We start from the raw sequence: 20,004 nt of genomic DNA on the forward strand, positions 1-20,004 counted from the left end.
GAGAGAGTGATTTAACAGGAATTTTGATGAATATTACCGTAACTGAATCAGCCGAAACCTACCTTGCTGAGCTGCTGGAGAAGCAGAATGTTGAAGGTATTGCTGTGCGGATGTTCGTAACCCAGCCGGGTACGCCTTACGCTGAAACCTGTCTGGCTTACTGCCGTCCCGAAGAAGTTGTAGAAGACGACGTAGTGATGCCGAAGGAGAAATTGAAGTTTTACTTCGAGAAAACCAGTTTACCCTATCTGGAAGAAGCAACGGTTGATTTCGCCACTGATCGCATGGGTGGGCAGTTGACGATTAAAGCGCCGAACGCCAAAGTGCCTAAGGTCTCTGATGATAGTCCGATGGATGAGCAGATTAACTATATTCTCTACTCTGATATCAACCCGGGTCTGTCATCCCATGGTGGTGAAGTGAAACTGATTGAGCTGGTCGAAGAGCAGGCAGGTCATATTGCTATCCTGCAGTTTGGTGGTGGTTGCCAGGGGTGCAGTGCCGTTGATATGACGCTTAAAGACGGTGTTGAAAAAACCCTGGTAGAGCGGATTAAGGGCCTTGTGGGTGTGCGGGATGTGACTGATCACACCGTCACCGATAACGCCTATTACAAATAAGGCATTATGGTTTCAGGAAGCCCGGCATGTCCGGGCTTTTTTAATGAAAAAACAGAAGCCATAACAATACCCACCATTTTGATACGTTGTTACCCTTCGGGCGAACTGATATAACGCTATTTAATGGTTTTACATTTTTATGTAACTTTTATTGTGGTGTGCTTGTATTTTGCTGTCTAAGCCCCATTTATCAGTAAGAACGATATGTCGTACAGTCCGTAACTGCTGTATCTCCCGCAGTTTCTTTCGAAAAAGGAGTAAGGTCCATTATGGCACCACTCGAGAATGATAAAGAGATCACTACCACTACCTTGCCGGTTTTGCCGCTGCGCGATGTTGTTATTTACCCTCATATGGTGATCCCGCTGTTCGTCGGCCGAGAAAAATCGATTCAGGCCCTCGAAGCAGCGATGCTGCAGGATAAAGAGATTCTGCTGATTGCACAGAAAAATGCCTCTGATGATGAACCTGACGGTGGTGATCTGTTCTCTATCGGCACCGTCGCCAGTGTGCTGCAGATGCTGAAACTACCGGATGGTACTGTCAAAGTGCTGGTAGAGGGCGATTACCGTGCTCGTATAGAGAAGCTGCATACCACTGAAGCTCACTTCACCGCAGATGTGACTATTCTGCCGATCAGTGAGGTCAGTGACAGTGAAGCGGATATTTATAAACGCACTGCACTGGATCAGTTTGAACGTTTCGTTCAGGTGAACAAAAAGATTCCCGCTGAGGTTTTGACCTCCCTGGGCTCGATTGATGAGATTGGCCGTCTGGCTGATACCATCGCTGCGCATATGTCTCTTAAGCTGGATGAAAAACAGAAAATTCTGGAAATTCTGGACGATAAGCTGCGTCTGGAACACCTGATGGCGCTGATGGAATCTGAGATTGATCTGGTTGAGGTTGAAAAGCGGATCCGTGGCCGGGTTAAGAAACAGATGGAGAAAAGCCAGCGCGAGTACTATCTGAATGAGCAAATGAAAGCGATTCAGAAAGAGCTGGGTGACCTGGATGAAAACGGTACGACTGATATCGAAGAGCTGAAAAAGCGCATCGATGCAGCCGGTATGCCTAAGGAAGCGCTGGATAAAACTCTCAACGAATACAATAAGTTGAAGATGATGTCTCCAATGTCAGCGGAAGCGACCGTGGTGCGTGGTTATATCGACTGGATGTTGCAGATTCCCTGGTCGAAACGTTCTAAGCTGCGTCATGATATGAAGCGAGCTGAGTCGATTCTTAATGAAGATCATTATGGCCTTGAAGAGGTTAAAGACCGCATTCTTGAATACCTGGCAGTACAACGCCGGGTGCGTAAGCTGAAAGGTCCTATCCTCTGTCTGGTGGGTCCTCCGGGTGTGGGTAAAACCTCATTGGGACAGTCTATTGCCCGGGCGACGAACCGTGAGTATGTGAGAATGGCTCTGGGTGGTGTCAGAGATGAGGCAGAAATTCGCGGACATCGACGCACTTATATCGGTTCGATGCCGGGTAAGCTGATTCAGAAGATGTCTAAAGTGGGTGTTAAAAACCCTCTGTTCCTGCTCGACGAGATCGACAAAATGGGTATGGATCAGCGCGGTGATCCTGCTTCGGCGCTGCTGGAGGTGTTGGACCCTGAACAGAACAGTACTTTCAATGATCACTACCTGGAGGTCGATTACGATCTGTCTGATGTGATGTTTGTTTGTACCTCTAACTCGATGAATATTCCAGGCCCGTTGCTAGACCGTCTGGAGATCATTCGCATCCCCGGTTATACCGAAGATGAAAAGTTAAATATTGCTCGCAAATATCTGATTCCTAAGCAGATTAAGACTAACGGTCTGAAAGCGAACGAGCTGGTAATTGCCGATGAAGCGGTGACCGATCTGATCCGCTACTACACCCGTGAAGCGGGTGTGCGGGGGCTGGAGCGGGAGCTCGCGAAGATCTGTCGTAAGGTAATTAAAGAGATCGCTCTGAGTGAGGATAAGAACGTTTCAATCGTCGCCAATAGCGAAAATCTTGAGCATTATTCCGGTGTTCGCAAGTGTAACTTCGGTGTGGCAGAAGAGGAGGATCGTATTGGTCAGGTTACTGGCCTTGCATGGACGTCGGTTGGTGGTGATATTCTGACTATCGAATCAGCGGTTGTGCCTGGTAAAGGACGCCAGATTCGAACTGGCTCTCTGGGCGAGGTGATGCAGGAATCGATTCAGGCGGCGATGACGGTGGTGAGAAGCCGTGCTGAGTCTCTGGGTATTAATCCGGATTTTCATGAAGAGAGCGATATTCATATCCATGTTCCTGAAGGTGCGACACCAAAAGATGGACCAAGTGCTGGTATCGGGATGTGTACTGCATTAGTATCTGTGCTCACTGGTATTCCGGTGCGTTCTGATGTGGCAATGACCGGGGAGATCACTCTGCGTGGACAGGTTCTGCCTATCGGAGGGTTGAAAGAGAAGTTGCTGGCAGCGCATCGCGGTGGAATTAAAACAGTGATTATTCCGGATGAGAATAAGCGAGATCTGAAAGAAATTCCTGAGAATATCAAAGCAGACCTTAAAATTTGTCCGGTAAAATGGATCGATGAGGTATTGCAAATTGCTCTGAAATACAGTCCGGAACCCCTGACTGAGGAGCAAAAGGCAAGCTTTTCTGAGAAGAAAAAGCAAGCAAAAAATGAGCGGGGACAAATAAAACCGCATTAACACGAAATAGTGGCAAATCAGGCTGCAACCCGCTTGACACCTGATTTGCAGGCTTGGTATAAATTGTCCGTCAACTTACTGGGCATGGGCTACAGAATATAAAAATGATTCATATAAGGGGAACAATGTGAATAAATCTGAACTAATCGACGCAATCGCAGCATCTGCGGATATTCCAAAGGCCGCTGCTGGTCGCGCACTGGACGCTACACTGGAATCTATTTCCGGCGCTCTGCAAAAGGGTGACTCTGTTGCTCTGGTAGGCTTCGGTACTTTTGGTGTTAAAGAGCGTGCTGCGCGTACTGGTCGTAATCCTCAGACTGGTCAGCCAATCCAGATCGCTGCTGCGACTCTGCCAACTTTCAAGCCTGGTAAGGCTCTGAAAGACGCTGTCAACAAGTAATAAAAGCTAGCGCCTGATCCGAAAGGATCGCTGGCACCCGGAGCGGTAGTTCAGTTGGTTAGAATACCTGCCTGTCACGCAGGGGGTCGCGGGTTCGAGTCCCGTCCGTTCCGCCAAATGTGAGATCGCTGACCATTATTGTCAGTGTTTTTCTGGGTAACGGTAACCAGCAACCATGGTTCCGTACTGCCAAACATATAAAAGGCGCATCCTGTCAGGGATGCGCCTTTTTTTCTATTTGTACACTACCTTAGAGGCCAAGAGGCATCATGCTTCAGAATATCCGAGATAACTCCCAGGGAATCGTCGCCAAGATCATTGTTGGTCTTATCGTCGTCACCTTTGCACTGTTTGGGGTGGAGTCCCTGGTCAGCCTGACCTCAGGTTCAAACGCCCCTGCAACGGTTAACGGTGTCGAAATTAGTGAGCGCGATCTGTTGCAGGGCGCTGACCTGCAACGTCGTCAGCTGTTGGCACAGATGGGCGAAAATGCTGATCCAACCCTGCTGGATGATAATCTTATTCGTAAGGCTACGCTGGATAACCTGATTCAACAGGAGATTCTGGTGCAGTCTGCGGCTAATCAGGATATGGCTATCGCTGATCAGGTGCTGGATCAGATGATCATCAACACCCAGGATTTCAAAGTGGATGGCGTTTTCAATCCAGACCAGTACCAGGCGGTACTGCGGAATGCGGGTCTGACGCCGATGATGTATAAAGACCTGTTGCGCAAAGAGAGTCTGATCGACTACGAGCGTTCGGGTTATATGCTTTCTGCATTCGTTCTCAATGACGAAGCTGAGAGAATCATTAAACTGGATCGTGAAACCCGTGACCTTGCCTATGTGAAGGTCGGTTTGCAGGATTACATGAAAGATGTAGCGCTTACACCTGCGGATCTGACCGCATACTACGATGCGCATCAGCAGGACTTTATGACCGAAGAACAGGTGGCTATCGAATACCTGTTAGTCAATAAAGCGGATCTGCTGAAAGAGGTAAGTGTGGACGATGCTGAGCTACAGGCTCAGTTTGATCAGCTGAAAGCTGCATTCAGATCTGAAGAGCAGCGGACCGTATCCCACATCATGATCGAAGTATCGGATACAGTTGATGATGCCGCTGCCCTGGCGAAAGCTCAGGCGTTGGAAAAGCAACTGGCCGCAGGTGAAGATTTCGCTGCACTGGCTCAGTCTGAATCGGATGATCCGGGTTCCGCTTCTGTCGGTGGTAATCTGGGTGTCTATCAGAAGGGGATGCTGGATGGTCCGTTTGAACAGGCTGTTTACTCGCTGAATGCTGGAGAGGTATCAGAGCCTGTGCGAACTGCATTTGGTTATCACATCATCAAACTGACCGGTCTGTCCGAGTCTGAGGCCCCGGTGTTCGACGAGGTCAGGGATCAGCTGATCGCTGAGCAGATGGACAACAAAGTTGAGCAGATCTACGTTGAGCGGGTCGGGCAACTGACCGATCTGGCATTCTCTTCCGGAGATCTGCAGGAACCGGCTGCAGAGTTGAAGCTGAATATTGTTGCAGCGGAACCTTTTAGTCGTAAAGGTGGTAATGATGACATTACCGCTAATCCACGGGTTGTTCGTGCAGCGTTCAACGAAGAGCTGATTCGCGATAGTCTGAACAGTGATCCGATTGAGCTGGATTCCGGCCGGACTCTGGTGTTGCGTATTAAGGAGCATATCCGTCCCCGTCAGTTGAGTGAAGAGGAAGTTAAACCTCAGATCACTGAGATCCTGACGTTGCAGAAAGCGGGCGAAGCGCTACAAGCTTCTCTGGAATCAGAACTTGAAAAACTGCAGCAGGGTGGTGAGCGCAGTGCGATCAATGGCGCTGAGTGGCAAACTGCAGACGCAGTAGGTCGTGCCGACCGCAGCCAGCCTGTGGATGTCATGGCTGCAGCGTTTAAGCTGCCAGAGCCTGTTCAGGGTGCTTCTTATAGTCTGATTAAACTGAATGATGGCTCTCAGGCTATCGTTGCTGTGACTGCAGTGAACGAGCCAGACCTGTCAGCTGTGGCTGCTGAAGAGAAAGAGGCGATGCGCAACATCCTCAGTCAGCGTTCAGGTCAGTTTGACTACCAGGCGATGATGGAAGCGCGTAAAAACGCTGCGGAAGTCGAAAGGCTCTAATCGCTTTGTTTTAAGTTCAAATAAAAAAGGCTGCTGATGCAGTCTTTTTTATTGCTGTCATCGGGGTGTTAAATCCCTGCGTTACAACCCTGACTTAATTGTGTAATATTCATCCTGTGCCAGGGAGATCAGAAGGCAGCCACAGGCTATGGAAGGTGTTTTTAAGTCCTGCAGTATTCAATAGTTCAGCTCAATCCAGAGTTTGCTCAGTTCGGGCGCTGAATTCTGGTGATTCTATGTTGGCCTTAGCTGACTTATTGAAGCGGGGTCTGTGTTCTTAGATATAATCGCCTATTGGCATAGATATGTATCGTCGTAAACTGCTTATATACAGGGAGTATTTCAAGCAAATGGAAAGCATTAGCAGCATTTCAGCAGGCAAAAACACAGCGCTATATAATGTGGCAAGTCAAACAGCGCTCGTATTAGAAACGAATAACCTGCGCGGTGGTGAAAGTTTTGAGCAGGTCGTGAGCAGCCTGAAGCGGGTGACCGGACTACTGGCCCAGCAAAGCATTCCACTGGTGGCTCTTGCGCAAATAGTCATTACACACGATGGTTTGGATGAGCCTTCCTGTAAGGTTCTCGAAGATATCGCCGGGCATCAGATTGATTTCGTGCTGATTGATTCAGGTACGGGCTACTATCATGCTAAGAATGCAGGGTTTACTGCCACGGATCCAGAACGCTGTAAATGGGTTGTTTTTGCTGATGCGGATTGTGTGCCAGCAGCAGACTGGTTAGCTGAGCTGCTGTTTCCGTTTATCGAGGATGATACTCTTGCCGCAGTGGCGGGCCGTACCAGCTATGCACCTAATCTTGCTGGCACAGCACTGACAACACTTGATTTTATGTATTTTCCAAGCCCTTTGGCAGAGGGGGCTACACGTAATTTCTACGCCAATAACGTTGTTTTTCGCCGTGATATTTTTGCTGAATATCATTACCAGAACCTAGACAGTGTCTATCGGGCGCATTGTCAGGTTCTCGGTCTGCAGCTGCAATCACAGGGTATCCCGCTACATTACGCGGCTAAAGCGCATACCGTTCATCGCTTTCCTGACAGTTTGGGCGACATACTTAAACTGAGGTGGCTGCGGGGGCAGGATACTCATGGGCTTACACCATTCCTGGTAAAAAGCTACATGCCTGCAAAGTTGCAATGGTTGTCGCGAAGTGGCCCTATCGGACCGTTATCTGTTTTGTTTGCCCGATTAGGTTATAGCATGCGCGCCCTGAATCACCAGAATCTGCCGCCGCTATATGGGCCTCGCTGGTTGGCGGCAGTCCTCTTAATTATCTGCTTTTCTGCTTTGGATATGACCGGCGCTCTGATGCGCGGTTTAGGCTTGCGTCTACCGCGAGGCAAAGACGGTGGTGACGTTCAGGCCTTGTCCTATCATGGGCCATCAAAATGATCCTTAAGCAGCCTGTCATTGTTAGTCAGATTGACGCTTTTAAACTAGCAGAATTGGAGCGTGAGGCTTATGAATATTGATACTTCATCGCTTTTGCATACCCGCTTAGCCCCTCCAGTGTTGCGCGGATGGCCCCGTGTGCAGGCGCAATGGGTGAACTATATCAAGCGAGCTGCGCTGCGCCAGCTTCATGCCAGTAATGCGGGTGAGCGGCTGTTGCTGCGTATCTATCTTATTGGGGAACAAGCAACTGAGATAGCGCTGCAGCGTGAACTCGTCACCGAGCCTCCAGACTGGCTGGTGCGTCAAATGGATCAGCATTTAGCTGAAGAGCAGGAGCATGTCCGGGCGTTTGGTGCTGCACTGGCTGAACGTGGTGAGATCAATGTTACCCAGCATCATGCGCAGCCAGACTGGCTAAGTCGCCGTAAAATAGCCCAATGGCATACGATAGCTCATCGCTATGAGGCGTCATTTGCCAGCGGCTTACTGGTGCCCGCCTTTGCCATCGGATTATGTGCGGAACAGATGGCGACGCGGGTGCTTGAGCGCCACCTACAATGGCTCAATCAACAGCCCGAATCAGACCCTTTGCAGCCGCTATTGGTGCGCGTGCTGGCGGATGAGGGCAGACATGTGCAACTTTGCAGCGATACCTTAGCCCGTCTGCTAGAACCGCACGAGCAACCGGCGTTTAGTAAGATGTTGGCTGAAATCCGTGCTATTGATCGCTCCTGGTCAGTAACTGGCGCCATTGGGCTTTTATTAATGGGTTTGGCGCTTCGCCTGTTGCCGCAAAGGAGTTAAGTGGATGCGGATTGCGTATCTGGCCACTGCCGATGCCAGAGGTCACCTGATGCGGTCACAGTTGCTCACTCATGCACTGCAAGCTCGGGGAATCAACGTACAACTCATTACAACATCAGATGAGGGTCAGCGATTTTTAGCTGGCTTTGGTCTGACTGCGACCGTACTGTCGCGTCATTACTCGGTGCAGTTCGATACCCAGCAAAATATGTTGCGTGATGCAACGGATGCTAATGTTGCAGGCTATATCTTTAACCCCAGGCGCATGGCTCGGGATATATTCAAACTGCGCCATGTGCTGCGTGAAAATGACCTTATTCTTAATGACTCATTTCATCCCGCTCTGTTGTTTATGGGGTGTTTACCCATCTGGCGACACAAGGTGGTTCACATCTATGGTGCCAGCCTGCGGCAGGCGTTGGAAACTAACTTCAATGGACGCCTTCCCGATTTTATTGCGAGGTTATACAGCCATATTGTTTCATTCCAGATCAACCGTGCCGGAGCACGTCTGGAACATGATTTTGCTTATCCGCCCAAGGCAGAGAAAACCGGTGACAGTACTCGTATACCGACTCCGGTGGCAGTGGTAAAACCGGGAAATAATCAGTTTGAGCAAGGTTCAGCGCAAGTTGCGGTGTATCTCAATCCACACTTCTGTGATTCGGCTCTGGCCGCAGCATTGGAGCACGGCATTGCTGACGCAAACCTAACTACACACTTCGTTGGTGAAGGGATGGCCAGCCGGTCTGGCTGGGTGACCCAGGATACTGACTGGGTAACCCGCGCTGCCAGTAGTTCGATGATCATATCAGCACCGGGTATGGCCGCCTTATCGATAGCCCATGTTTATGATCGTCCTATCATACTGGTGCTGACAGATCAGCCTGAGCAGCAGCGAAACGCACAGCGAGCAAAAGAACTTGGCTTACGGCACCGTATTGTCGTTTGGCAGGGTGATTCAGCAACGTTTGCGGCCAGTATTTATGCCGCCTGCGTAGCTTTGTCTACAGATGTTGAGTTTGCTGTTACTGACAAGGCTGATAGTCGTGGTTATGACAGAGCGCTCAGACGGCTTGATATCTGGCTGGACGAGCTTGTTACTCTGGGGTCCAGTGGCGGTGCATGATGAATGAATTGAGCAACCTGTCAGATATATGCAGTATTTCTTAAAGCCTCAGGTCTGAGTAAAGCTGATATTGTTTAACGGTTATCAGACATTTCGGATAACAACTGTGGCAGAGCTCTGGCCTGCAGATCTGCGGATTTCAATGACTTAATCGGCACTCTGGCATTGGTCTGAGCAGTGTTATGAATGTGTTTACTCCGCAGTAAAGGCAGCCTCGAGCAATCGGCGGGTGTATTTCTGCGTCGGATTGCTGAAAATATCAGCCGCTTCGCCCTGCTCAACCACATCGCCATGCTGCATCACCAGCAGGTCATGGCTGAGCGCCTTGATGACCGCCAGGTCGTGGCTGATGAAGATATAGCTGAGTTTGTATCGTTGCTGCAGTTCGCGCAGCAGGTCGATTATCTGTGCCTGTACGGTGCGATCGAGTGCTGAGGTGGGTTCGTCGAGGATGATCAGCTCGGGTTTAAGAATTACCGCACGGGCAATAGCGATCCGTTGCCGCTGGCCGCCGGAAAACTCATGGGGGTAGCGATGCCGGTCAGCCGGGTCGAGACCCACCTCCCGCAGTACATCAATAATCAGTTGCTCCCGCTCGGCGGGTAAACCGATATTATGGATCTCCAGCCCTTCGCTGATCGACTCAGCCACGGACATTCGCGGGCTCAGACTGCCGTAAGGGTCCTGAAAGACGATCTGCATTTTTCGCCGTAGCGGTTTTATCTCGCTCTGATTCAGCTGGTCGATAGGCTCGCCCGCAAAGCAGATGCCCCCTTCGGAGCGCAGCAGTCGGAGTATCGCCAGTCCCAGGGTGGTTTTACCTGAGCCGCTTTCGCCAACCACGCCCAGCGTCCGGCCGGTGTAGAGTTGGATGTTGCAGGGATTAACTGCTTTGATGTGGTCGACTGTACGCTTCAATAGTCCCCGTTTGATGGGAAACCATACTTTCAGATTATCGGTTTCAAGGATCGGTGTACCCTGTTTCTCCACCGCCTGTGGCAGGCCGCGGGGTTCTGCATTCAGCAGTGTCTGGGTGTAAGCGTGTTGTGGCTCTGCAAATAACTGTGCAGTGCTGCTTTGTTCGACCAGTTCACCCCGATACATGACGCAGACATCATCACTATAGCGGCGCACGATATTCAGATCGTGGGTGATCAGCAGCACCGCCATTCCCAGCTTTTGCTGCAGTGAACGAAGCAGGTCGAGTATCTGTTCCTGGATGGTGACATCTAGTGCCGTGGTGGGCTCGTCGGCGATCAGCAGTTCCGGATCATTCGCAAGTGCCATGGCGATCATCACTCGCTGGCGCTGCCCGCCTGAAAGCTCGTGAGGGTAGCTGTTAAGGCGTTTTTCCGGTTCCTGGATGCCAACAAGGTTTAGCAGTTCCAGCGTTCTCTCGCGTGCCTGAGGCCCTGTTAAGCCTTTATGTAGCAGCAGCGTCTCGCCTATCTGACGGGAGATGTTGTGCAGTGGGTTAAGCGAGGTCATCGGTTCCTGGAAGATCACACTGATGCGGTCCCCCCGCAGCGAGCGCATCTCGGCTTCACTGTTCTGCAGCAGATTCTTGCCTTTGTATAGAATCTCCCCTCCAGGGTGACTGGCTTTAGGGTAGGGTAGTAGTTTAAGAATCGACATCGCGGTGACCGACTTCCCTGAACCAGACTCGCCAACCAGTGCCAGGGTTTTGCCCGCGGCAATATCAAAACTGACATTTTTGACCGCATCCACCGCATGGCTGTTCTGGCCAAAGCGGACCGACAGGTTACGAACCGACAGCAGGGTTTCAGTCATTCATCACCTTCCGGGGGTCAAAAGCATCACGAACCGCCTCGCCAATAAATATCAGCAGTGTCAGCATAACTGACAGTGAGATAAAGGCAGTTAATCCCAGCCACGGGGCATGGAGATTGGCTTTTCCCTGTGCGACAAGTTCACCGAGTGAAGCTGAGCCTGGCGGCAAGCCAAAGCCGAGAAAATCCAGTGCGGTCAGGGTGACCAGTGAGCCGTTAAAGATAAATGGCATGAAGGTCAGGGTTGCGACCATCGCGTTGGGGAGTATATGGCGGAACATAATCAACCGGTTACTCAGGCCTAGCGCCCGGGCCGCCCGGACATACTCAAGGTTACGTCCGCGGAGGAATTCGGCACGTACCACATCAACCAGTTGCATCCAGGAGAACAGCAGCATAATGCCCAGCAGCCACCAGAAGTTGGGCTGAACAATGCTGGCGAGAATGATCAGCAGGAAGAGCACCGGCATGCCGGACCAGATCTCAATAAAACGCTGGAAAATAAGGTCTACCTTGCCACCGTAATAGCCCTGAACTGCCCCTGCGGCAACACCGATAACGGAGCTGATCAGCGTCAGGGTGATGGCAAACAGTACCGACACCCTGAAGCCGTATATCACCCGGGCAAGCACATCCCGGCCCTGATCATCGGTGCCCAGCAGGTTGTCCGTGCTGGGCGGTGAGGGGGCGGGGACTGGCAGGTCCTGGTTGATCGTTTGATAACTAAAGCGGATTGCTGGCCAGATCATCCAGCCGCCCTTGCTGGTGATCAGATCCTGAATATAGGGGTCTTTGTAATCCGCGAAAGTGTCGAACTCACCGCCGAACTCAAGTTCGGAATAATCGATGACAACCGGGTAATACAAGTTGTTTTTATAGCTGACTAACAGGGGTTTATCGTTGGCAATCAGTTCGGCAAACAGGCTGAGGACAAACAAAATCAGAAACAGCCAGAGCGCCCAGTAACCGCGCTTATTGTTGCGAAAATTCTGTAATCTGCGCTGGTTGATGGGGCTTATTTTTTTAGGTTTGAACCGTGTCAGCATACTGCTCAGTTCTCTCTGCTTTCAAAATCGATTCGAGGGTCAACCGCGACGTAGGTCAGATCACTCACCAGCTTCAGTAACAGGCCGATCAGGGTGAAGATATACAGGGTGCCAAAGATCACCGGGTAATCCCGTTTTATCACCGCTTCGTAACCCAGCAGACCGATGCCATCGAGGGAGAATATCACCTCAATCAGCATGGAACCGGTGAAAAAAATACCGATCAGAGCGGCGGGCATCCCGGCAATAATCAGCAGCATTGCATTGCGGAATACATGGCCATAGAGTACCTGATTTTCAGTCAGTCCTTTTGCTCTGGCTGTGACGACATACTGCTTGTTTATCTCATCAAGAAAGGAGTTTTTGGTGAGCATCGATAGCGTAGCAAAGCTACCGATAACAGATACCAGGACGGGTAGAGTGATATGCCAGAAATAATCTTTAATCTGTCCCCACATCGTCATCTGATCAAAATCGGGAGAGGTCAGCCCCCTCAGTGGAAACCAGCTGAAATAGGTTCCTCCGGCAAACAGTACGATCAACAGAATGGCAAACAGGAAGTTGGGTATGGCATAGCCGACGATGATAACTGAGCTGGTCCAGACATCGAAGGGCGTACCATCGCGCACCGCTTTTTTGATCCCCAGCGGCACAGCGACAAGATAGGTGATCAGCGTGGTCCAGAGCCCCAGAGAGATGGAAACCGGTAGTTTCTCGATAATCAGGTCGGTGACTTTTTTACCACTGAACAGACTTTCGCCAAAATCGAACACCAGATAGTTTTTCAGCATCTGAAAGAAGCGTTCATGGGCGGGTTTGTCGAAGCCGAACTGGGCCTCTATCTGTTTGATCAATTGCGGGTCGAGCCCTCTGGCGCCGCGATAGCTGCTGTCGTTCGTGCTTGTTGATGCGTTGCTGAAGTCTGACTGGGCCGAGCCGTCGAAGCGGGAGGTTGCGCTGGCATTCAACCCCTGCAGATTAGCAATAGTTTGTTCAACCGGGCCGCCGGGTGCGGCCTGGATGATAAGAAAGTTGATGGTCAGAATACCCAGCAGTGTAGGAATAATCAGCAGCAAGCGCCGCAGGATATAGGCTGCCATTCAGATCACTGCTCCATCTTTTCCGGTTTAACCCACCAGGTATCAAATCCCAGCGAGTATTGGGGCCGGATCTGAGGGAAGTCGAATTTATCCCAGTATGCTACTCGGTAGCTGTTAATGTGGTACTGCGGAATCACGTAGTGGTTCCACTGCAGCACCCGGTCAAGAGCGCGGGTACGCAGCACCAATTGCTCCCGGTCAGGCGCCTGAATCAGTTGTTCGATCAGATAGTCGACGGCCGGATTTTTAATGCCGATCATATTGCGACTGCCGGGCTGATCTGCAGTAGATGAGTGCCAGTACTCCCGCTGTTCGTTACCCGGTGAAGACGATTGGCCGAAACCGCTGACGATGACGTCAAAATCAAAGCTGCGAACCCGGTTGATGTACTGGGATGCATCAATAATGCGGATTGAGGGCTTAATCCCCATGCGCTCCAGGTTGCGGGCAAAGGGTGCCACTACCCGCTCAAACGCGGGTTGCACCAGTAGAATCTCAAAGGTCATCTGTTTGCCATCAGGACCGAGTAGCAGGCCGTCCTTCAATGCCCAGCCAGCACTTTTAAGTAGCCGCAGGGCGGTGCGTAGCTGTCCACGTGTATTGCCATCACCGTTGGTTGTTGGGGCTTTGTAGACCTGAGTAAACACCTCGGGTGGCACCTGGTTACGGATCGGCTCAAGGATCTCCATCTCCTTTTTAGTGGGCAGCTCGGTGGCCGCCATCTCTGAGTTGGAGAAATAGCTGTTGGTGCGGGTATAGGCGTTATAGAAAATATTCTGGTTGGTCCATTCGAAGTCAAAGGCGTATGCCAGTGCCTCTCTTACCTTGCTGTCAGAAAAGTAGGGCTTGCGGGTATTGAGTATAAACGCCTGCATGCCGGTGGGGTTCTGATGTGTCAGGTTGCGGGTAATAATCTTGCCTTCATCAAATACTGCTCCGGTATAACCGGTGGCCCACTGTTTGGATGAGGTTTCCTGACGGAAATCGTATTCGCCACCCTTAAAAGCTTCGAGGGCAACATTGCCGTCTTTGTAATAGTCATAGCGGATGGTATCGAAGTTAAAACGTCCACGGTTAACCGGTAGATTCGCTCCCCAGTAGTCCGGGTTTCTGCGATAGGTAATGGTGCGTCCTGCATCGAAACTGTCGATCAGGTAAGCGCCGGAGCCGACTGGGATCTCTAGTCCGGGTTGACTGAAGTCACGGCTTTCCCAGTAGTGTTTCGGCAGAATGCTCACCTCGCCGACGATCAGTGCCAGTTCACGATTCTCAGTGGCGCTGAAACTGAATTTAACCCGCTTATCGGAAAGCGCTTCGATGTTAGAAATATCCCGGTAGTACGACCGGTAAAACGGTGAGCCTTGCTCTCGCAGTAGCTTAAAGCTATACACCACATCCTCAGCGGTGACCGGCTGGCCATCGCTGAAACGGGCATCAGGGTTCAGGTTGAATATTATCCAGCTGCGATCATCGGCGACCTCCAGAGACTCAGCCAACAGACCGTAGAGTGAAAACGGTTCATCCTGTGCTTTAGTCAGCAGTGAGTCATAGATAAGGCCGATACCATCCGCTGCAGCCCCTTTAATGATAAATCCGTTGAAACTGTCAAAGGTACCTAGCGCATCCTCAGAAACACTACCGCCTTTGGGCGCATCGGGATTAACATAATCGAAGTGCTGAAAACCCGGAGGGTATTTCAGGTCTCCATACATGGAAATGCCGTGCTGCGGTGTGGCAGCCTGAAGCGGTGAGGTGAGTGTGCAGATCAGAGTTGCAGATAACAGGCAAAGCGTTGATATCTGCTTAGATAACTGTTTGAAATTCATCCGTAATTATCCAGCCAGATTGATAACCTGTTAATTTATAACAGGCAGATTGGGTTATAGCTAGTTATATGAGTACGGATCAGTGGTTTTGTTCAAATTCAGTGGCCAGTTCAGTCAGGCGCTGATGCTGCAGTTTACGTTTGACCTTGTCGGTTTTCATTTTGTTAAGCTGTGCGGTGAGATAGTTACGCTTCTCATTGTCGCCATCGGCTAGGCCCGAGATCAGGTCTTTATCCATCCAGTTACATATCTTGTGATAGAGGATAAATTTAAACAGAAGCGCTGTCGCCGTTGCGAAGATAATGATACCAATGCTGATTGCGTCCATGTTTGACTCCAGTGGCTGAGGGCTGTGCTTATTTATCCAGCGTACTTACTAATGGGCTTTGGTTAAATCAACATAGAGCGTGAGGCGCTGTCCAGGCTGAAGATATTTGCTTTTTTCCAGTTTATTCCAGCGCTTGATGTCACTGATGGTTACACGAAAACGGTCGGCGATAGTATACAGCGAGTCGCCACTGCGAACAGAGTAACCGACCCTGCGGATCATTTGCTCATCACTGCGACTGAGGCCCTGATTCGTGTCTGCTTTCCACATAGTCAGGGTTTGACCAACCCGTAAAGGGTCCCCGGGGGCCATCTGGTTCCATGAGGCCAGCTCACGAACACTGACATTGTTTGCGTTAGCGATCTTCCAGAAACTGTCACCGGCTTTAACCTCATAGCTGGATTTATTCCGGTCGCTCTGAGCTAGCTGGTTTTGTTTACGATTGAAGCGCTGAGACTGGCTTAGGGAGTATTCACTGGAGTCATGCTTAGCGCTGGGAATCAGCAGGTATTTACCGGCACGGATATTATTGCTGCTTAACTGGTTAGCTTTGCGAATGACGTCTGACGTTGTTTTATAGTGACGGGCGATGGTGCTGATAGTTTCCCCCTTGTTGATTTTGTGTCGTGCCCAGTTAACCCGCTGCCCAGAGGGCAGTGCTGCCAGACGACTGCGGAACTGCTCTGCGGACTCTGCCGGAACCAGCAGTCGATGGGGGCCGTCGGGGTCAGTCGCCCAGCGGTTAAAGCCAGGGTTTAGCTGATAGAGTTCCTGAGTGGTGATCGAGCTGAGTTCAGCTGCCTGAGCCAGGTCAATCTGGCTACCCAGTTGTACCTCTTCAAACACTGGCTCATTTGCCAGTGGAGGAAGGATCAGATCATGTTGTTCAGCGTCGCGGATGAGCCGTGATACCGCCAATAGTTTGGGCACATAGGCTCGGGTTTCTTTGGGTAGATCCAGCGACCAGAAATCGGTATCAAGTCCTTTTTTTTCATTACGACGGATCGCTTTAGAAACGGTGCCGCCACCACAGTTATATGCTGCGAGCGCCAGTTCCCAGCTATCAAACCGGTCATGAAGTTGCTGCAGGTAGTTCAGTGCAGCATCAGTGGATGCAACAATATCGCGTCGCCCGTCGTACCACCAACTGTTCTTCAGGCCGAAATGTTTGGCTGTACCGGGAATAAACTGCCAGGGGCCTGCGGCGCGTCCGTGAGAATAGGCAAAAGGATCGTAGGCACTTTCCACGATGGGCAGCAGAGCAACCTCGGCGGGCATATCACGCTTGAGAACTTCGCCGAGAATGAAGTAGTAGTATCGGCTGGCCCGTGTGGCCACCCGCTGCATATATTCAGGATGTTTTTTATACCAGTCGAACTGGGCTTGTAAACGGGGTTTATTATTATCCAGGTTCAGCTGCATATGTTGGCGTGTCAGTTGCCAAAGATCGTCAATAAATTCAGGATGATCTGCCTGCTTTTCATCGGCGGTGGGCTGAATAACCAGCGGCTTCTGTAACCGCTCAGGCGGCTCTTTTTGCAACTGAGAGGGTGTGCCGGAATCAGTTGCCGACTGCTGGCTGATAAGCTGATTCGTCTGACAGCCGGCAAGAACAAGCCCGGCAGCGGTGAGTACAATAATTTTTCTGACCAGCTGCATCGGCTAATGCGCCCTGTTAAATATAAAAGGATGCATTTTATGGGGCAGTTTACGGAGGGTCAACCGTTAATGCCCCCAGTCTGAGCTACATCAATATTAACCCTGCTAGCAGCAGGTCTGCTGCGCTATTAAAACTGGTTCTTCCATTCCCGGATCATAGCGAATATCGCTACCTCTGACGTCAGTGGGCCACCGGCAAATAGCTCTGCGGATTGTCGAACCGGTGCTTCACTATAACGCAGGAAAGGGTTGATCTGTTTTTCTGTTGCGATATCTGTCGGTAGCGTCGGTTGACCTGATTCGCGCAGGCGGGTGCAGTGTTCTATCGCCTCAGTGATGTGAGTATTAGTCGGTTCAACCGCTGCAGCAAAAGTAAGGTTGGCCAGTGAGTACTCATGGGTGCAGTAGATCTGAGTTGTATCGGGTAGTCTTCTGAAATATTCCATCGCTCGATGCATCTGCTCAGCACTGCCCTCAAACAGTCTGCCGCAGCCCGCCAGGAAAAGTGTGTCACCACAAAAAAGCTGCGGGTCGGGGCCCGCGAGGTAATAGCTGATGTGATCCAGCGTATGTCCTGGAACCTCTTTTATGTTCAGGGTCAGCCCCAGTAGTTCAACTTTATCGCCATCGGTGAGTTTATCGGTGATCCCCTCGAAAGGTGAGTTGTCCGGACCGTATACTTTAACTGGGTGTTGCTGACACAGTTGCATGACACCACCGGTGTGATCCTGGTGATGGTGGGTGATAAGAATGGTTGTTAGTTGCAGGTTGTTTTCCTTCAGGTAACGGTTTACAACATTGGCGTCACCGGGGTCTATAACCGCAACTTCGTTACCGCCGGGTACAGTCAGAGCCCAAATATAGTTATCATTAAAAGCGGGAATTGGCATGACATTAAACATTTTAGGCCTCGGCTGTATCGGATTTGTCAGATATAGTAGTACATAATGACCAGATGAGGTGCGGGTGTGCATCTCTTCGGCTACAAGATTAACCTATTCAAACCGGAGCGTTAAGGGCTAATAATGTATGGGTTTTAAACGACAGCCATCGCTTGGCGAGTGGATACCAGAACTGCGCAGTTGGTTTGAAACGGAATTAGGCCAACAGTTGCTAGCCTCGGAGCGGGAGCTGCTGGATCGTTTGTTGCCGACCATGTTTGGTTACCACCTACTGCAGATAAGTTTTGATAACCGGCTTGACCTTGCCCGGGAAAGCCCTGTACGTCACCAGATTCCGGTAAACCCCATTTTTGAACTTGGCTTATCGGATAGTGCAGTGATTGCCCGTAATGAAGAACTACCCTTTGAGCATAACAGCGTCGACGTGGTACTGCTTCATCATGGTCTTGATTTTGCCCAAAGTCCTCATCAGGTACTCAGAGAGTCAGCCCGGGTTTTACGCCCCGGTGGTTACCTGCTGAATATTGGTTTTAATCCGATCAGTTGGTGGGGGCTGTACCGGAAGCTTAAATTTGATAAAGAAACGGTGCCCTGGCAAGGGCATTTCATCGGGCCGCAGCGGATGCATGACTGGTTAGCTCTGCTTGAGCTGACCGTGGTAAAAGAGCTGTCAGACTACTACCGCATGCCGTTTGAAAAAGAGAGTTGGCGGCAGCGGGGACGGCTGATTGATGCCATGACCCGACGTTGCTCATCTCATTGCGGCGCTTTTATGTTGCAGGTTGCCCGCAAAGATGTGGGTGGTATGACCCCGATTGAACCTGTTTGGAAAAAACGAAAGTTGATTAATATACCACTGGTTGAGCCCTCAACCCGTGGTGCCCGAGGAAGTGTTAGTGAAGAAAAAAATTAATATCTATACCGATGGCGCCTGCAAGGGAAATCCGGGGCCAGGGGGATGGGGAGCGGTATTGCAATATGGTGATCACTCTAAAGAATTGTTTGGCGGCGAGATGAATACCACCAACAACCGGATGGAGTTAATGGCAGCGATTGAAGCGCTGACCGTACTCAAAGAGTCCTGTGAGATAGTGCTGACGACGGATTCACAGTATGTCCGGAAAGGGATTACCGAATGGCTGGCAGGCTGGAAGCGTAATGGTTGGAAAACATCAGCGAAAAAGCCAGTGAAAAATGCTGATCTGTGGCAACGGCTTGAAACACAAACGGCACGGCATCAGATTGAGTGGAAATGGGTAAAGGGTCACAGCGGTCATCCCGGGAATGAACTGGCGGATCAGCTGGCTAACCGGGGCGTTGAACAGGCCCTGCAACTGGCGTAAGTGAACAGATAAATTATGAGACAGATTGTACTGGATACCGAAACTACCGGTATCGACCCGAAAGAGGGACACCGGATTATTGAGATTGGTTGTGTTGAGATGATGAACCGTCGACTGACGGGTCGCACCTATCATCGCTACCTCAAACCGGATCGTGAGATTGAAGAGGAGGCGATTCAGGTTCACGGCATCACCAACGAGTTTCTTGATGACAAGCCCCGCTTTGCAGATATTCAGGATGAATTTTTACACTTTATCCGCGGGGCGGACCTGGTTATACATAATGCCGCGTTTGACGTTGGCTTTATCGACAACGAGATGAGACTGAATAATCATCAGGAACGGGTGCATGACTTTTGCCAGGTGACCGACACCCTGGCGATTGCCCGTAAGAAGCATCCCGGGCAGAAAAACAACCTCGATGCACTGTGTCGTCGTTATGGTATAGACAACAGTCATCGTGAACTGCACGGCGCATTACTGGACTCGGAGATTCTTGCCGATGTTTATCTGATGCTCACCGGTGGTCAGAAAAATCTGATGCTGGCGGGTGAAGAGGATGGCCATGATGGTGTTGATCAGGTTCGCCGGATGGATACTTCAGCTCTGAATTTAAACGTTGTGCAGGCGGAGGAGGCTGAGTTGCAGGCTCATAATGGCTATATTGCGCACCTGGATGCGAAGGGTGGCAGTATCTGGAGTCAGATAAGCGGGCAAAGCTCCAACCCGGAAACGGACTAAGACGTTTCGCATAAAAAAAGCAGGCGCTGAAAACGCCTGCTTT

At 50.7% G+C, this 20,004-nt stretch carries 17 protein-coding genes and 1 tRNA gene; 11 read left to right on the forward strand and 7 right to left on the reverse strand.

The genetic code is table 11. The features are described 5' to 3' along the window. Positions 1-26 precede the first annotated feature (26 nt). From nfuA to Q0499_RS16960, 8 genes are all read left to right on the forward strand, one after another. The gene (gene nfuA, locus Q0499_RS16925; protein WP_299201698.1) at positions 27-620 is read left to right on the forward strand and encodes a Fe-S biogenesis protein NfuA; all 594 of its coding nucleotides are present in this window, start codon (positions 27-29) and stop codon (positions 618-620) included. Positions 621-889: 269 nt separating this feature from the next. Next, positions 890-3,319, forward strand: coding sequence for an endopeptidase La (gene lon / locus Q0499_RS16930; RefSeq protein WP_299201701.1), 2,430 nt, complete (start codon positions 890-892; stop codon positions 3,317-3,319). A 127-nt stretch (positions 3,320-3,446) separates the two neighbouring features. Then, positions 3,447-3,722 carry an HU family DNA-binding protein gene (locus Q0499_RS16935; protein WP_091358245.1) on the forward strand — a complete coding sequence of 92 codons (276 nt, stop codon included), beginning with the start codon at positions 3,447-3,449 and terminating at the stop codon, positions 3,720-3,722. Between the two features lie 39 nt (positions 3,723-3,761). Then, positions 3,762-3,838: transfer RNA gene (locus Q0499_RS16940), tRNA-Asp, on the forward strand. Positions 3,839-3,991: 153 nt separating this feature from the next. After that, positions 3,992-5,872, forward strand: coding sequence for a SurA N-terminal domain-containing protein (locus Q0499_RS16945; RefSeq protein ID WP_299201704.1), 1,881 nt, complete (start codon positions 3,992-3,994; stop codon positions 5,870-5,872). Positions 5,873-6,273: 401 nt separating this feature from the next. Then, entirely contained in the window at positions 6,274-7,290 is a 1,017-nt protein-coding gene (locus tag Q0499_RS16950) for a glycosyltransferase family 2 protein (RefSeq protein ID WP_299201707.1), read from the forward strand. Positions 7,291-7,359: 69 nt separating this feature from the next. Then, complete coding sequence (locus Q0499_RS16955) at positions 7,360-8,097, forward strand: hypothetical protein (RefSeq protein ID WP_299201710.1); 738 nt, start codon at positions 7,360-7,362, stop codon at positions 8,095-8,097. Positions 8,098-8,101: 4 nt separating this feature from the next. Continuing rightward, positions 8,102-9,226 carry a hypothetical protein gene (locus Q0499_RS16960; protein WP_299201713.1) on the forward strand — a complete coding sequence of 375 codons (1,125 nt, stop codon included), beginning with the start codon at positions 8,102-8,104 and terminating at the stop codon, positions 9,224-9,226. A 192-nt stretch (positions 9,227-9,418) separates the two neighbouring features. On the opposite strand, the gene Q0499_RS16965 is transcribed toward Q0499_RS16960, so the two are convergent. The 7 genes from Q0499_RS16965 to gloB form a co-directional block, all read right to left on the reverse strand. Further along, the gene (locus tag Q0499_RS16965; protein ID WP_299201716.1) at positions 9,419-11,017 is read right to left on the reverse strand and encodes an ABC transporter ATP-binding protein; all 1,599 of its coding nucleotides are present in this window, start codon (positions 11,015-11,017) and stop codon (positions 9,419-9,421) included. Continuing rightward, positions 11,010-12,062, reverse strand: coding sequence for an ABC transporter permease (locus Q0499_RS16970; protein WP_299201719.1), 1,053 nt, complete (start codon positions 12,060-12,062; stop codon positions 11,010-11,012). The genes Q0499_RS16965 and Q0499_RS16970 overlap by 8 nt, the downstream gene beginning before the upstream one ends. Before the next feature lie 5 nt (positions 12,063-12,067). Further along, positions 12,068-13,162 carry a microcin C ABC transporter permease YejB gene (locus Q0499_RS16975; protein WP_299201722.1) on the reverse strand — a complete coding sequence of 365 codons (1,095 nt, stop codon included), beginning with the start codon at positions 13,160-13,162 and terminating at the stop codon, positions 12,068-12,070. A gap of 5 nt (positions 13,163-13,167) precedes the next feature. After that, on the reverse strand, positions 13,168-14,988 hold the full coding sequence (locus tag Q0499_RS16980; RefSeq protein WP_299201725.1) for an extracellular solute-binding protein: 1,821 nt from the start codon (positions 14,986-14,988) through the stop codon (positions 13,168-13,170). Between the two features lie 79 nt (positions 14,989-15,067). Beyond that, the gene (locus Q0499_RS16985; RefSeq protein WP_299201728.1) at positions 15,068-15,316 is read right to left on the reverse strand and encodes a hypothetical protein; all 249 of its coding nucleotides are present in this window, start codon (positions 15,314-15,316) and stop codon (positions 15,068-15,070) included. A 48-nt stretch (positions 15,317-15,364) separates the two neighbouring features. Further along, positions 15,365-16,975 (reverse strand): LysM peptidoglycan-binding domain-containing protein, encoded by a 1,611-nt coding sequence (locus Q0499_RS16990; RefSeq protein ID WP_299201731.1) that lies wholly within the window; start codon positions 16,973-16,975, stop codon positions 15,365-15,367. 128 nt (positions 16,976-17,103) lie between these two features. Next, positions 17,104-17,865, reverse strand: a complete 762-nt coding sequence (gloB, locus tag Q0499_RS16995; RefSeq protein ID WP_363317819.1) for a hydroxyacylglutathione hydrolase — start codon at positions 17,863-17,865, stop codon at positions 17,104-17,106. A 139-nt stretch (positions 17,866-18,004) separates the two neighbouring features. Here gloB and Q0499_RS17000 point away from each other — a divergent pair, with 139 nt between their 5' ends. From Q0499_RS17000 to dnaQ, 3 genes are read left to right on the forward strand one after another with little or no spacing between them, the layout of a single operon-like run. Next, on the forward strand, positions 18,005-18,790 hold the full coding sequence (locus Q0499_RS17000; RefSeq protein ID WP_299201736.1) for a class I SAM-dependent methyltransferase: 786 nt from the start codon (positions 18,005-18,007) through the stop codon (positions 18,788-18,790). Then, a complete protein-coding gene (gene rnhA / locus Q0499_RS17005; RefSeq protein WP_299201739.1) occupies positions 18,774-19,220 on the forward strand; it encodes a ribonuclease HI in 447 nt (148 codons plus the stop codon). Before Q0499_RS17000 ends, rnhA begins: the two co-directional genes overlap by 17 nt. A 15-nt stretch (positions 19,221-19,235) precedes the next feature. Continuing rightward, positions 19,236-19,961 (forward strand): DNA polymerase III subunit epsilon, encoded by a 726-nt coding sequence (dnaQ, locus tag Q0499_RS17010; protein ID WP_299201742.1) that lies wholly within the window; start codon positions 19,236-19,238, stop codon positions 19,959-19,961. Positions 19,962-20,004: the final 43 nt, after the last annotated feature.

Origin of the sequence: uncultured Amphritea sp., assembly GCF_937127095.1 — a bacterium.
GTDB lineage: Bacteria > Pseudomonadota > Gammaproteobacteria > Pseudomonadales > Balneatricaceae > Amphritea.

What these genes read in the sequence shown, in the direction of transcription:
- nfuA (WP_299201698.1), top strand. Translation starts at nt 27, where the DNA reads ATGAATATTACCGTAACTGAATCAGCCGAAACCTACCTTGCTGAGCTG.
- lon (WP_299201701.1), top strand. Translation starts at nt 890, where the DNA reads ATGGCACCACTCGAGAATGATAAAGAGATCACTACCACTACCTTGCCG.
- Q0499_RS16945 (WP_299201704.1), top strand. Translation starts at nt 3,992, where the DNA reads ATGCTTCAGAATATCCGAGATAACTCCCAGGGAATCGTCGCCAAGATC.
- Q0499_RS16955 (WP_299201710.1), top strand. Translation starts at nt 7,360, where the DNA reads ATGAATATTGATACTTCATCGCTTTTGCATACCCGCTTAGCCCCTCCA.
- Q0499_RS16960 (WP_299201713.1), top strand. Translation starts at nt 8,102, where the DNA reads ATGCGGATTGCGTATCTGGCCACTGCCGATGCCAGAGGTCACCTGATG.
- Q0499_RS16965 (WP_299201716.1), bottom strand. Translation starts at nt 11,017, where the DNA reads ATGACTGAAACCCTGCTGTCGGTTCGTAACCTGTCGGTCCGCTTTGGC.
- Q0499_RS16970 (WP_299201719.1), bottom strand. Translation starts at nt 12,062, where the DNA reads ATGCTGACACGGTTCAAACCTAAAAAAATAAGCCCCATCAACCAGCGC.
- Q0499_RS16975 (WP_299201722.1), bottom strand. Translation starts at nt 13,162, where the DNA reads ATGGCAGCCTATATCCTGCGGCGCTTGCTGCTGATTATTCCTACACTG.
- Q0499_RS16980 (WP_299201725.1), bottom strand. Translation starts at nt 14,988, where the DNA reads ATGAATTTCAAACAGTTATCTAAGCAGATATCAACGCTTTGCCTGTTA.
- Q0499_RS16985 (WP_299201728.1), bottom strand. Translation starts at nt 15,316, where the DNA reads ATGGACGCAATCAGCATTGGTATCATTATCTTCGCAACGGCGACAGCG.
- Q0499_RS16990 (WP_299201731.1), bottom strand. Translation starts at nt 16,975, where the DNA reads ATGCAGCTGGTCAGAAAAATTATTGTACTCACCGCTGCCGGGCTTGTT.
- gloB (WP_363317819.1), bottom strand. Translation starts at nt 17,865, where the DNA reads ATGCCAATTCCCGCTTTTAATGATAACTATATTTGGGCTCTGACTGTA.
- Q0499_RS17000 (WP_299201736.1), top strand. Translation starts at nt 18,005, where the DNA reads ATGGGTTTTAAACGACAGCCATCGCTTGGCGAGTGGATACCAGAACTG.
- dnaQ (WP_299201742.1), top strand. Translation starts at nt 19,236, where the DNA reads ATGAGACAGATTGTACTGGATACCGAAACTACCGGTATCGACCCGAAA.